Origin of the sequence: Paraburkholderia sp. MM5477-R1, assembly GCF_050436385.1 — a bacterium.
Classification (GTDB): Bacteria; Pseudomonadota; Gammaproteobacteria; order Burkholderiales; family Burkholderiaceae; genus Paraburkholderia; species Paraburkholderia tuberum.
The window spans coordinates 1,625,590-1,639,074 of record NZ_JBNDMC010000006.1 but is presented as its reverse complement, the minus strand read 5'-3'; the positions used below and the strand labels follow the sequence as shown (position 1 = coordinate 1,639,074).

The 13,485-nt window shown below is 66.6% G+C and carries 7 protein-coding genes; 4 read left to right on the top strand and 3 right to left on the bottom strand.

The window, feature by feature from the left end; translation table 11 throughout:
- Positions 1 to 174: 174 nt before the first annotated feature.
- The 3 genes from OKW35_RS25975 to OKW35_RS25965 are packed head-to-tail and all read left to right on the top strand — an operon-like array spanning position 175 to position 2,615.
- Positions 175 to 951, top strand: coding sequence for a hypothetical protein (locus OKW35_RS25975; protein ID WP_429553549.1), 777 nt, complete (start codon positions 175 to 177; stop codon positions 949 to 951).
- Between the two features lie 34 nt (positions 952 to 985).
- On the top strand, positions 986 to 1,780 hold the full coding sequence (locus OKW35_RS25970) for a PP2C family protein-serine/threonine phosphatase (protein ID WP_187616313.1): 795 nt from the start codon (positions 986 to 988) through the stop codon (positions 1,778 to 1,780).
- Positions 1,781 to 1,814: 34 nt separating this feature from the next.
- Positions 1,815 to 2,615: a glycosyltransferase family 2 protein gene (locus OKW35_RS25965; protein WP_429553548.1), complete on the top strand. Its 801-nt coding sequence runs from the start codon at positions 1,815 to 1,817 to the stop codon at positions 2,613 to 2,615.
- Here the strand turns inward: OKW35_RS25965 and OKW35_RS25960 are convergent.
- The 3 genes from OKW35_RS25960 to OKW35_RS25950 form a co-directional block, all read right to left on the bottom strand.
- Positions 2,612 to 7,171 carry a beta strand repeat-containing protein gene (locus tag OKW35_RS25960; protein ID WP_429553547.1) on the bottom strand — a complete coding sequence of 1,520 codons (4,560 nt, stop codon included), beginning with the start codon at positions 7,169 to 7,171 and terminating at the stop codon, positions 2,612 to 2,614. The genes OKW35_RS25965 and OKW35_RS25960 overlap by 4 nt on opposite strands.
- Positions 7,172 to 7,252: 81 nt before the next feature.
- Positions 7,253 to 8,926 carry a ShlB/FhaC/HecB family hemolysin secretion/activation protein gene (locus OKW35_RS25955; protein ID WP_429553546.1) on the bottom strand — a complete coding sequence of 558 codons (1,674 nt, stop codon included), beginning with the start codon at positions 8,924 to 8,926 and terminating at the stop codon, positions 7,253 to 7,255.
- Between the two features lie 20 nt (positions 8,927 to 8,946).
- Complete coding sequence (locus tag OKW35_RS25950) at positions 8,947 to 11,211, bottom strand: CHAT domain-containing protein (protein ID WP_429553545.1); 2,265 nt, start codon at positions 11,209 to 11,211, stop codon at positions 8,947 to 8,949.
- 277 nt (positions 11,212 to 11,488) lie between these two features.
- Between OKW35_RS25950 and OKW35_RS25945 the strand changes: the two genes are divergently transcribed.
- Complete coding sequence (locus tag OKW35_RS25945) at positions 11,489 to 13,450, top strand: protein kinase domain-containing protein (protein ID WP_429553544.1); 1,962 nt, start codon at positions 11,489 to 11,491, stop codon at positions 13,448 to 13,450.
- Positions 13,451 to 13,485: the final 35 nt, after the last annotated feature.

The following is a 13,485-nucleotide window of genomic DNA, read 5'->3' as shown; positions in this document are numbered from 1 at the left end:
GAATTGCCGGTATTGCAAGCGTTTGGCATACGCAATCTGCCCGATATGGCGGCAAAGCGAGTGCCGGATTCATTGGGGACAGAAAACCGGCGCACCACACACGCGGCGAAATGGGTAGTGTCAGCAGCCGGGCTCCGCCCTTAAGAAGCGGGGCTCACCACCTCGGGGTGAAAAGTGGCAGATATCCAAAGCGCTGCAATTGCCGACCACGCTGGAGAAAGCGCACTGCCCGACCTGTGGCAACGCCGCACCTGCCTCAGCCACGACGAAATGGCGTCGATCTATACGATCGTGCGCCGCGCGCTGACCGGCTACCATCCGTCGGAATTGCAGGCGCTGGGCGAGGACAAGGAAGAACTGATCTCGCAGTTCCTCTATCTCAAGGTGTTCCGCCTCGATACCGCGCCGACGGCATTGCCCACTTTCCCGCTGCACAGCGCGCCTTCGACCAGCCATGCCGTGTGCGCCTATTTCCGCCGCTATCTGATCGACTGTCTGCGCAGCGCGAGCCATCAGCGCAACGTGTCGCTCGACGAAGGCGACGTGATGCTCGAAATCGACCGGCAAACGGCTTTTCATCCCGATCCGATCGGCTCGGTCCTGTTGCAATACGGTCTGCACGAAGCCGAGGTACGCGAATCCGCGTCGCATTTCATCGCTTCGCTCGACGACGCCGAGCGCATGCTGCTCGCCGGCAGTCTCGGCTGGCTGTCGAACGAGAAAGGCGGTCTGTCGCAGGTGGCCGCGCGTTACGGCATCGCGTCGTATCACTACCGGGCGCGCAAGCTTGGCGTCACGCTGAAAAAAGGCTCGATACCCGCCGACTTCGCCCGCACGCAAATCGGCCAATGGATCGAGCACAGCCTCGGCATCGACATCTCGCCGGGCAATCGCATCGTCATCCTGCTGGTTCTGGGCATTCTGTCCGCGCAGTCGCACGCGCAGGAATGAGCTCGACAGACCGCGAGCATATGAGAGGTCAACGGTGCAACTTGCCACCGCAAGCCTGACCGATCGGGGCGACCGCCCGCGCAACGAAGATTCGTTCGGCGACTGGTCGAGCGAACGGCTCTACTATTGCGTCGTCGCCGACGGCGCCGGCGGACACGGCGGCGGCGACACCGCCTCGCGCCTCGTCGTCGCTTCGGTGCTGGCGGATTTGCGCTACCTGACCGTTGCCGAATTGCCGCCGACGGGCGACCGGCTGATCAGCGCGCTCACGCATGCCAATGAGAACATCGTCGAAGAACAGTTGCGCGGCAAAGGCAATGAAAAAGACATGCGCTCGACGGCCGTGGTGCTCGCCATCGACCGCGAATGCGCGACGGCCGCGTGGGCCCATTGCGGCGACACCCGCCTCTACTGTTTCCGCCACGGCGAGATCTGCGCGCGCACGCGCGACCACAGCATGGTTCAGCAGATGGTCGACGCGCGGCTGCTCGCCGAGGAGGAGATGCGTCATCATCCGCGCCGCAACGTGCTGTATGCGGCGCTGGGCACGCGCGACGCACTCTCCATTGCGGGCGTCGACGGTACTTTCCCGCTGCATGACGGCGACGCTTTCCTGATCTGCACGGACGGCCTGTGGGAGTACGCCGATGACGCCGGCATCGCCGACGCGCTGGCCCATGCGGCGACACCCGGCGCCTGGCTCGACGCGCTCGCGCAACAGGTGCGCGCGAGCGCCAGCACGAATCACGACAACTTCACGGCGTTCGCGGTGTGGATCGGCGACGACGCCCAGGCGACGCAATTGATGCCCGGCCCGGCACAGGCGTAACGCGGCGGATCAGCATCGGAACGGGGCTCGCATCATGCCGATCTCGATCATCATTCCCTGTCTGCAGATGGCGGCAACGCTTGGCCGCGCACTGGAAAGCTGCCTGATCCAGCCGGAGGCCGCGCAAATCATCGTCGTCGACGATGGCTCGACCGATGCTTCGATCGAAGTCGCGCAACATTACGGCCGCCTCGACGCGCGCGTGGAAGTACTGCGCATGTACGTGAATGGCGGCGTCGCCGCCGCGCGCAACTGGGCCGCGATGCACGCGACCGAGGATCTGCTCGGATTCATCGACGCCGACGACGAATATCTGCCCGGCGCGCTGGCCGCGGCGAGTGGCTATCTGCAGCGTTGTCCGGGCGAGGCATCGGTGCGGCTCGATGTCGACTATGCGGGCTTTCCGCGCGCGATCGTCGAGCATCCCGATTTCGATAAATATGCCGCAATCCTCAGCAACACCGTGCCGAGCAGTCTCGTGATCCGGCGGGCGGTGTATCGCGCGCTGGGCGGGTTTCCGCTCGACGCGTTCTTTCGTCGCGTCGGCGGTGAAGACGGCGCGTTTTCGTGGGCATTGAGCAGGCTGTTCGGCAACCGGCGGCTGATCGACGCGAAGCGGGTGCGCCAGCATTACCACCCGGCCATCCACGCTGAACGATTCTTCCGGATTCACCTCGGGATGGAGCAGCCCGTCCATCAGGAGGTCGTTGAAGCATGGCGGCGCTCGCAACGGTTCGTCGCGAGCGCCGAGGCCGCCATCGCGCAACTGCGCGCGCTGCATTCGCCCGCAGGCGCCGCGCCACCCGGCCCGCCCGCTTCGCCCGGCTCCCGCTAGAAGTCACCGCAGCCGTGCTGGGTGTTGGTCAGCAGGCAGCTGTTCAGGTTCGGCTGCGAACGCACCCGCTTCCATTCGACCGCGAGGATGTCCTGTTTCTCGCCAGGCGGCGTCGTGCTGAAGAGCGGCTGGTTCGAGCCGATGCAGATGTTGGTGCCCTGCAGATTGTTTTCGTAGACGAACGTCTGCTCCTGGCTGCTGAAAAACGTCTGCAGACCGCTTTGCGCGACCGGATTGGGGATTGGGCCCTGCGGGTTCGAGATCGTGCTCGGAAACGGAGTCACCGTCAGCGTGCCCGGCACTTCGTTGACGATATAGCCCACGCTGGAGGTGAAGTTGGGGTCGATCGGATAACCGCCCGCCGGTGAAGTCAGAGTGGCCGTGGTCGTCTGCGAGCCGCTCAACGTGCCCGCGGCGGTATCGCCGTTGATCAGACCGGCCGTCGTGTAGGTGAACGCCGGGTTCGGCGCCCCAACGTAGCGCGTCGCGCCATCCGCGTTGACCGTGACCGTCGGCCGTGCGACATAGACGAAATGATTGCCGGTGGTGGGCACCGTGCCGCCCCAACTACAGCCCGAGCCAAACAGGCAGCCGTAGAAATTGGGCTGCGCGGTGTTCGGCTGCACGCTGCCGCGTGTCTCGCCGTTCCAGGTGCTGGCCCAGACTCGCCATGCATTGCCGGCGCCAAGTGTGCCGGAGTTCGCATCGACGAACACGCCGTTCTCCATCACCAGATCGATCGAGCCGCCCGCGCTCAGATTCGTATTCGGAGCCGTCGCGGACGGCGTGCTCGCACCCAGCCCGATATTGCCGGTCGTAGCGGTCGCGACGAGGCTGCCGGTCAGCGTGGAGTTCGTCACGCTCATCGGGCTCAACTGGCTCGCGGCGGAGTCGAACGTCTGGCTCGTCAGCGGGCCGATCACGAAGCCATGCGAGTTCGAGAAGTCGACGCTCCCCGCGTTGGCCATCGCCAGCACGCCGACGTCGTTTTGCGGATCGGTCAGCGTGAAGGTACCGGGGCCGGCGAGAATCAGCCCGGCGGCCTGGATGCCGCCAGGGTCCGTGACGGGACCGGCCGACAGCAGCATCAAGGTATGGCCCGGAGTCGAAATGCCGTACGTCAGCGCGATCCCTTGACTGCCCGCGCCCGGGTTGGACAGCGTGAGATTGTTCGCGAAGCCCGGACGTGGCGGCACGCAAGTCGAGCCGCCCGATACGCACTGCCCGTCGACGGTGATGCGCCCGGTTTGCGTGCTGGACCCGAGCACGATGCTGGGAATCGACGCGAAGGTCGAGAAAGTCGGGGCGTCGATGCTGAGACCGCCGCCCGTGCCGAGCAGCGTGATCGGCGTCGCGTTCTGAGCGGTGATCGTGAAGCTCGACGGGTCCACCGACGCCGGCATGATCGACAGCACGCCGCCCGGCGACGACAGCGTCGCCTGCGTGATGGCGAGGCTGCTCGCCGTGCCGTCGTTGAATGCGCGCAACACGATCGAAGCGGGATTCGTCGTCGAGATCGTCACGTTGTCGGCGGTGGCATTGGCGACCGCGCTCGTCACGCCGCCGCCGGTGACAATGGAGGTCGGATTGATCAGCCCAAACTCGCTCTGCTCGGTCTCGGGCACCGCAAGGCCGATCGCGACGCCCGGATCGGACGTCGTGGTCGAACCGGCGATGCCGATCGTGGTGGTACGCGTCCCGGTCGCGCTGATCGCGCCATTGGCGATCAGCACGCCATAGTCGTTCTGCAGGTTCGGACTGCTGCCGGCCGGGCCGCTCACTGCGCCGCGGATATCGATCGCCCCGCCGTTGGTCAACGTGATCGTCGTGCCGTCGGTGATCAGCACACCCTGCACGAACGGACCGGTGCCGCTGCCGAACAGGCTCACCGTGCCCGTGCCGGTCGTCACCGATACGGGGGCTGTCTGGATGCAGTCCACACATAGCGTGTTCTCGAACATCAGCCCGATCACCGAGTCGCCGTTGACCGCGGCTCCCACGCTTTGTCCGGTGAACTTGAGGTTGCCGCTCGTCGACTGGACCGACGACCCATGCATGTCTAGGCCGATGCTGACGTTCATGTTCGACGACACGCTGCCGGCGGCGGAAATGTCGCCGCTGCCGGTGCTCAACGTGGTGCCATAAAAATAGACGCCGTCCGCGAAGGTGCCGCCGGCGGCGGTGCCGGTGACATTGCCCGTCACGCCGATCGAGCCGGTCGTGTTAGAGATCGTGGTGTTCTGAATCTCGACGCCGAAGCCCCCTTGCGCGCTTTGCGCCACGCTACCGTTGATCGTGATCGCGCCGCCCGAACTGCTGAGCCCGGGCTGCAGCGCGGGACCCTCGCCCACCGTGGCGCCGCCGCTCAGGAACACGCCCATCGCGCTGCTGCCAGAAGAACTGCCGTTCACGCTCAGTGCCCCGCTCGTCGTGCTGGCTGAAGTGCCGGATAGAAGCACGCCAATGCCCTGATCCTCGATATTCGAACTGCCGGCGCCGCTGATGGTGAGCGCGCCGCTGCCGGTTTGAATCGTATTGTCACCTTGGGCGATCACGCCGTCGTTGCCTCCGCCGCCGGCGGTAGCCGTGCCGGTGATGCGAAGCGCGCCGCTCGTCGTCGAGAGCGAGCTGGTGCCGTTGATCGCCACACCGTTGGCGTTCGGGCCCAGCGCGACACCCGACAGCGAGAACACGCCGCCCTCCGTGGAAATGGTCGACGAGTCGATGAAAATGCCCGACGACGACGTGACCAGATAGCCAATCGCCACGCCATTGATCGGGAACGTGCCGGTGACCGTCAGATCGCCGCCCGCGGTGTCGATGTTCGAGTTCTGGATCAGGACCGGGCTCGCGCCACCGCTTCCCAACGTCACGCTGCCGCCGTTGGTCTTCACCGTGACGCCCTGGAACGAGACCAGACTGAGCGGACTCGTGCCGCCCACGTTCGCATCGAATACGAGGCTGAGCGGCCCCGCGCTCGACGTGATGGTGTTGTTGACCAGCACCGATCCCGTCGCGCTCAGCTTCAGCGTGGCGGGAAGCGTGCCGGTCGTGAGGTTGAGCGGCGCGTCGACGACGATGTCGCCCGCGCCGAAGTTGGGATCGGTCCCTGTCAGTACTGTCACCGACGTACCGAGGCTCAGCGGACCGGTGAGCGCCGTGTTCAGGATGAACGTGCTGCCCGTGATCGGCCCGAACGTCATCGTGTTGGAATCGGTTGCGGTCTGCGTTGGGACCGGCGCCGCGGTGACATCCGGCACCTGCGTCACGATGTCGACCTCGAACGGATCGAGCAGCCACCTGCCGCCCTGCCCCTTCGCCGCCGATGCGTCGACGCTCATGCCGGTCGTGTCGAGCGTGTGGCCGGACGTTTCGATCAAGCCGCCGTCGCCGCCCTGCGGCCCGCCCTTCGCGGTCAACGTGCCGTAAATGCGGCTGGCCGTTTCACTGTAAGCCACGACGTTGCCGCCATTGCCGTCGACGAGCGCATCCGCGTGGAGGCTGGCGGTCGGCGACATCCAGATCGCATTGGCATTGCGAACGGAGGGGTCCGCACCCGCCGGGCCGCCGCCGAAGTGGACGGTTCCGCCGCCCGCGGCGCCGCTCGCATCGACGTACGCTCCGGCCAGCAGCGCCACGTCGTAGCCGGTCACGTCGATCCTGCCGCCGGTTTGCCCCGCGCCGCCGCTGGCGTCGAGCGTCCCGCTCACCTGTGTCACGCCGTTCGTGCCGCCGTCGAGCAGAATGCGGCCGTCGTGTTCGCTCAGGCTCTGTGCGCGCACGATGCCTTGCTGGTTGATGACGGTGCCCGCCAGCGCGTCGGCCGTCTGTGCGCTCATCACCACGGTGCCGCCGTCGGCGGCCAGCGTGCCGGTATTGCCGATCAGCGCGTGCGCCGCGCCCTGGTTGATCTTCAGGGTGGTCAAACCGTCGCCGGCAAAGTCGACGGTGATGTCGTTGCCCGCGCCCAGCGCGACGCTGCCCAGTTTTGCGCTGACCGTGCCGCTATTGCTGACCGTGCCGCCGAGCAACGCGATGGTGCCGCCCGCGGCGGCCGTCAGCGACCCCGCGTTGCTGAGCGCCGCCGCGGACGCGCCAACGAAATGGAAGTTGCCGGCGAGGAAATCGGCATTGGAGATATTGAGTGTCGAGGCGATCATCGACCCCACGTTCACCGATGATCCCGGCGCAAAGATCACCCCCGCCGGATTGACGAGAAACACCTTGCCGTTGGCCTGCAGGCGTCCGGCGATCACGCTGGGGTCGTTGCCCGTCACGCGGTTGAGCAGCGCGGCGGAAGCCGACGGCAGCGAGATCCTGACCGCTTCGCCGCTACCGATCGAAAACGTGTTCCAGTTGACGATCGCATTGGACGAGCCCTGCGTGATATGCATCTGTCCCGCGCCCGGCGAGTTGATGCTGACCGTGCCGGCCACCACCTGGGCGCCGGTCGGATTCGCGAGCGCGAGCGGCATATACGACGCCGCGAACAACGCGGCGACCGCGCCGGCGATCGTGCTCACATGCCCCGGTCGCACATTGCATCGCTTGTTCATCGCACACCTCGGCACAGATTGCTGCTGCTTGTCGTTGCGTTTCGTCTCGTTTCGTTGCGTCTCGTTGCGTTTCGCTGCCTGCTAGAACGTCTTGGTCAGTTGCACATAAAAGCGCGGCAGCCTGTCGTTGCCGGTCGTATCGGGCCCGGTCGTGCGCCATGCGACCGTGCCCTGCAGCGCAATGCCGCCCGGCGCGGCCCAGAACGCGCCGAGACCTGCGCCACTGCGCGTGATCACGTTCGACCCTTGGCCCGGACGCGGCGTGGCGTTGTACCACCCGGTACCGAAGTCGAAGAACGTGAACACGGTCGCCCGCGCATCGATCGCGAAGCGCCCTTCGAGGGTGGCGACGAACCCCTCGTCGACCAGTGCCTCGGACGGCGAATAAGCGCGCACCGCGTGCGGGCCGCCGAGCAGGAAGCGCGACGAACTGTCGAGCGTGGTTCCGGCCCACTGGCCAGACACGCCGGCGAATACGCTGAGCCGCTCGGTGATCGCGTTCAGGCGGTTGGCGAAGAAAGTGGCGCGCACTTCGGTGCCTTGCGTGTCGCGCCCGAGCGGCGAGGCGTCGAGCGCCTCGGCTTGCGCGTTGCGGAAATGCAGACTGCCGATCAACAGCTCGACATCCGCGCTATTGAAGCCGCCGCCGAACAGCGCGTCGCGGCTTTCATAGCTCAGGCCGATACTGCCCTCCACCAGCGATCTGGGATTGTGTTGATCGACGATGCCGACGTTGTCGATCAGGTCGCGATACTCCAGATTGACGCGCCCCAACAGGCTCTGATTGCGGGTGCGCACGAGCGGATGCGTGAGCGTGAAGTCCACCACGGTCGCCTCGCCCTGCGCATCGAGCGACGCGAATTCCTGGCCGAGCGCATAGTTGAGCCGCGACACCGCGACCCCGACGCGCGTGCCTTGCTCATTGATCGGCGCTTCGTAGCCGACGCGCCCGTAAAGGGTGTCGCCGCGTTCGCTGCCGAGCAGCCGCAGGTCCAGGTTGTCGCCGATCATGAACGGCGAGTTCAGACGCGCGAGCGCGCCGAGCCGCCAGGTACCGCTGGACTCCGCGCCGAAGTTGTCGACATCGAGCGCAAAGGTCCAGCGTTTGGCCGGCGCGACGTTGACGGTCAGATCGACCGTGCCCGGCTCCTCGCCCGCTTCGATTGCCGAGGAGACCTGAATACCCGGCAGATCGGACAGCAGCAGCATGGTCCGTTCGAGTTCGTGTTGCTGCAGCGGCTTGCCCAACGGAATCTGCGCGACCCGCGCGCGCAACAGATCTTCGCGGATCGGCGTGCCAGCCGCGACGTCGAGCCGCACATGGCCGACGCGCCCTTCGAGCACGCTCATTTCGACGTTGCCGGACGTGACGTCCTGCGGCGGGATCACCACCTGGGCGAGCAGATAGCCGTGATCGCGATAAATCTGCGTGATGCGCGCGGCAATCTCTTCGAGCCCGGCGAAACTGGTTTGCTTGCCGAGCTTGTCCTGAACGGGCGCAAGCAGCGCGTCGCTGGCGATCGTGTCGTTGCCCTTCAACGTAATGCTCTTCAGCAGGAAGGTCGGGCCGGGCGCCGTCACGGGCGCCGCCGGCGGCGGCACGGCGGGTAACGCCTGAGTGCCGCCCGGCGGCGCCGGCCGGGTCTCGCGCGGCGCCGTCTGGTTCAGGATGCTGCCCGCGTTCGGCAGCGTCTGGCCCCACGCGAGCGCACTACTGCAGGACACCGCCGCGGCGATCAGTCGGAGTCTGTTCATCGGTCTAGGGTCTGTTTGGTTCATCCCTGCTGCTGACGCGCGATGGTCAAACGCCAGCCACCCATCAGATCGAATGGCGCCCAGAAGAACGGATGCGCGAAGCGCGGCGTGTGCAGAACCGCCAGTTGCGCGGTGCGCATCGCGTCGATCGCGTCATGGCCTTGCGCGAGTTGCGCGTAGAAAGTGCGCATCGTCAGCGCGCTCGATTCGTCCGCGACCGGCCACATCGACACGATCAGGCTGGTGGCGCCGGCATAGAAGAACGCCCGCGTGAAGCCGAGAATTTCGTCGCCGCGCGCGATCCGGCCAAGCCCCGTCTCGCAGGCCGACAGCGTGACGAGCGAGACGTCGTTGAGCTTCAGGTTGTAGATGTCTTTCGCCAGCAGCGCGTCCGGGCCGTCGGCCGGCTGCGTCGCGGGCGCGAGCAGGATGCTTGAGTGCAACGGATCGATCGTGTCGGCCTGGGCGTGCGTCGCCACGTGCAACACGCGTCCGGCGGGCGCGTTGTCGCGAAAGCTCAGGCGCGTGGCGTCGCTATGCAGAAACACCTCGTTGCGCGCGAACAGCGGCGCGATGCCCTGCACTTCCGCCTCGGCCCCTGGCAGCGCATAGGCAGGTGTGATGGTCGGATTGCCGAACGCGACCAGATCGCTCGCGATCTTCTGCTGGCGTTGCGCGAGTTGTACCGCGACGCTCGCCGATGGTTCGAGCGCGATCGCATGGCGTTCGATCAGAAAGCCGTCGGCATCGTGCAGCGCCTGAAACGGCAGATAGTGCAGCGCGCCGTGCGGCACGATGATGAGCCGCTCGTTGGCGCGCAAGCCGAGCGGCGCGATCAGCAACGCATCGAGCTTGTCGCCATAGGTCAGCGCGGCCGGTCGCCGGCGCACGATCGCATTGCGCAGGTCGGTCACGGCGGCCTCCATGTCCGCGCGCGCGATCGGCAAGGTGTGGCCGGTCAGGCCATCGTTGCGCACCACCCAGACGATCAGCTCGTTGGGCAGGCTGTGAAATTCGACGATCGCCTCGTTGGGCCGGAGCGCGCCGCGCGTCGCGGCAAGACTCGGCACCTGCCCGTTCAATTGACGGTCGTCGACGCCGGCGTCGACGCGGTTGCGCACGACGTCGAGCAGCGCACGCGCCCGGCTGCGTTCGGACAGACTCCAGGCGCTCTCGTAGTCGCCGGCTTCGACCGTCAGCGCGATGGCCTCTTCGAATACCGTTTGCGTGTCGCCGAACAGTGCCGTCTTGAACTCGTCGCTGCGAAACCGCGCGCGGATTTTCTCGGAGTCGTCGACGGCCAGCAGGTAGGCTTCGCGCGCATGCGGCTTGTCGCCGAGCGCGAGGTCGGCGCGGCCGATTCCTTCGTGGGCCCACAGGCGGTCGTAGTTGGCGTCGCTGGAATTGCCGCTTTGGCTCAACAGCGCTTCGAACGCGTGTTTCGCATCCTCGGGCTTGCCTTCGGCCAGCAGCAGATTGCCTTCGATGCGCCGGTAGGCGGGCGCGAGTTCCGCGGTGGCCGGTGCGCCGACGGCATCGAAGGTTTGGCGCGCGCCAGGCGTATCGCCCTCGGCGAGCTGCGCGTTGATGATCGACATCAGCACCAGCGGTTTGTAACGCGGCGAGGCGGTCGTGAGCGCGTCTTCGTAGGCGGCCAGCGCCTGCTGCGGCTTGCCCCGGCGCAACGCGACATCGCCGAGCACCTTGTTGGCCGGAGCAAAGACCTGCTCGGGCGCCTTCGGCGTCGAAGCGAGCGCATCGCGGGCGTAGCGTTCGGCGTTGTCGAGGTCGCCGGCATAGCTGTAGGCGATCGCGAGATCGCGTTTGGACAGGGCCGCCAGATCCGCATTGTTGGTCTGCCCGGCCACCACCAGGGCGCGCGCCGCGGCATCGACGCTGTCGCGGAAGTCGCCGCGCTCGGCAGCCGCGACGGACATGCTGCAATAGTCGTAGGCAGGGAGTTTGACGCGGTCTCGCGACAGCAGCAGACGTCCCTCGGACGTCAACGTGTTGATCGTTTCGGCGTCGCGCTCGCGTTCATCGGCCTGACGAAAGCCGAACGACTCGGGCGCGAGGGCCACGGCGCTCGCGGGCCGCGCCGCGGCGGCGGACGTGCCAGCGGCCAGCGTATTGCCCGCCGCGCCCAGCAGCATCGAGCCCATGACGAGCGCGCCCGTGATCCACGCCGCGTCGATCCGGTGCGCCCATGCGACGACCGCGCGCCGCGAGTCGCGTCGCACGACGCGGTGTGCCATCCCGCTCGATAAGCCTTGGCGCTCGTTCACTTCAACTTCCTGCAAGAAGGCAAAAGGAAGCGGCTGGGATGGAATGCGCGTACAACCCGCAAGCTGCACGCAGCGGTTGACTAACACCGTATAGACGAATCCGGCCGGCCGATTTTGAAACCGGCGGCCGCACGCGGACCATCGCTCAGGCACGCGCGCCCGCCTGATTTCAAAAAATGACCCGCTCGTTCGTCTTAAAGACGGACGCGCCTGCGCGTGAGGGTGGCGCTCGCGTGTGCCGGGCTCTGCCGTCGTACCCTCCAGGGAGCCAAAGCCGATGAGCAGCCCCGACGACAAAACCGTGATCGTGCAACGGGCGTCCGGACCGGACGGCCAGCAGAACCCCGCCGAAGCGGCGGACGCCGATCGCACAGTCGTCACGCGCCCCGCCGCGCAGGGTTCGAACGCGCAACATGCGCTGCCCGCCGGCACACGGCTCGGCGAGTTCGAGATCGTCGATCTGATTGGCGAAGGCGGCTTCGGTATCGTCTATCTCGCCTACGACACCCAGCTAGGACGTCACGTCGCGCTGAAGGAATACATTCCCGCTGCGCTGGCCTCGCGCGTCGGCGCGGCCGAAGTGTCGGTCCGCTCGGAACGTCATGAAGACACCTTTCGCGCCGGCCTGAAAAGCTTCATCAACGAGGCTCGGCTGCTCGCCCGCTTCGATCATCATTCGCTCGTCAAGGTGTACCGGTTCTGGGAGGCCAACGGCACCGCGTACATGGTGATGCCGTACTACGAGGGCGTGACGCTGCGCGACGGCTTGCGCCGCATGAGCGCCCCACCCGATGAAGCATGGCTGCGCGCCCTGCTCGCGCCGCTGCTCGAAGCGCTGGCGGTATTGCATGCGGCGCAGTGCTATCACCGCGACATTGCGCCGGACAACATCATGCTGCTCAAGGGCAGCGGCCGCCCCGTGCTGCTGGACTTCGGCGCGGCGCGGCGCGTGATCGGCGACATGACCCAGGCCTTGACGGTGATCCTGAAGCCCGGCTATGCGCCCGTCGAGCAATATGCCGAAGTGGCCGCCTTGAAACAGGGGCCGTGGACCGATGTGTACGCACTCGCCGCGGTCATCTATTTCGCGATTCAGGGCAAGACACCGCCGCCCTCGGTCGGCAGACTGATGAGCGACACGTATGTGCCGCTCGCCACGGCGGCGGCCGGCCGCTATAGCGAGCGGTTCCTGCGCGCGATCGACCATGCGCTCGCGGTCCGCCCCGAACAGCGCCCGCAAAGCGTTCAGGCGCTGGCGAACGAACTGGGCATTGCCATCGATACGCGTGATGACGCCGATGCGGCGATCGAACCCACGACTCGCGCTTCCGTCGAGACAGCGGGTACCAATGCGCCGGGAACAACGACGGCCGCGACAGTCGAGGCGAAGCGCAATGAGCCAGGCACAGCGGCCATTCCTGCGGCTGGCGGTAGTCAAAAGAAACGCACGGGCTTGATCGCAGCCGGTGCCGTTTGCGTCGTGGCGCTCGCGGCGGTCGGTACGTGGTTAGCCATGCGTTCGCCACCGGCCGCGAGCCCGGCTGTCACGGCAAGCACGGATGCGCGCGACACGGCTGCGCCGACGCCTGGAAATGCCGCTCAAAGCCCGGCAGCCGTTGCTGCTGTTGCCCCGGTTGCCCCGGTTGCTCCTGCCTCGCCCGCCACGGTTGCCGCGCCCGCCACACCACCCGCGCAGGCCGACAACCTCGCGCCCTTCACCCCCGCGAGCGAACTCGAGCGAATCGTGACGCTGGCCGATCCATCGATTCAGGTCACCGCCACACCGCGCAGCACGTCCGCCACGATCGGCAAGGATTATCTGCAGTTCAAACTCGACAGCAACCGCGCGGGCTACGTGTATGTGTTCATGGTCGATCCGGACGGTCAGTACCTGATGCTGTTTCCGAACGGACTCGATCGCAACAACCGGATCGCCGCCGGTCAGACGCTGTCGTTGCCGCGCGCCAGCTGGCCGATGCTGGCGGGCAACCCGCCTGGTCCCAACCACTTTCTGACGCTGGTATCGACGACGCCGCGCGATTTTTCCGACGGTGGATTGAAGTCCGCGGCGCCGTTCCAGTCATTCCCCGCTGATGCCCAGCAGCAAGCGGCCGCGCGTCGCGGCCCGCGCTACTCGCCGTTCGCGGGCAAGCCGCGTTGCCCGGCAGGCACGGCGGATTGCGCCGGCGCGTTCGGCGCCGCCACGTTCACCATCGATGCCGTCAAGCCGACAGGCTAGCGCGCGCGACGTTCGCGATGGTCCGCAAGGAGGCC

Excerpts from the sequence above, each read along its gene's own strand:
- OKW35_RS25955 (WP_429553546.1), bottom strand. The coding sequence starts at position 8,926 with ATGAACAGACTCCGACTGATCGCCGCGGCGGTGTCCTGCAGTAGTGCG.
- OKW35_RS25945 (WP_429553544.1), top strand. The coding sequence starts at position 11,489 with ATGAGCAGCCCCGACGACAAAACCGTGATCGTGCAACGGGCGTCCGGA.
- OKW35_RS25965 (WP_429553548.1), top strand. The coding sequence starts at position 1,815 with ATGCCGATCTCGATCATCATTCCCTGTCTGCAGATGGCGGCAACGCTT.
- OKW35_RS25960 (WP_429553547.1), bottom strand. The coding sequence starts at position 7,171 with ATGAACAAGCGATGCAATGTGCGACCGGGGCATGTGAGCACGATCGCC.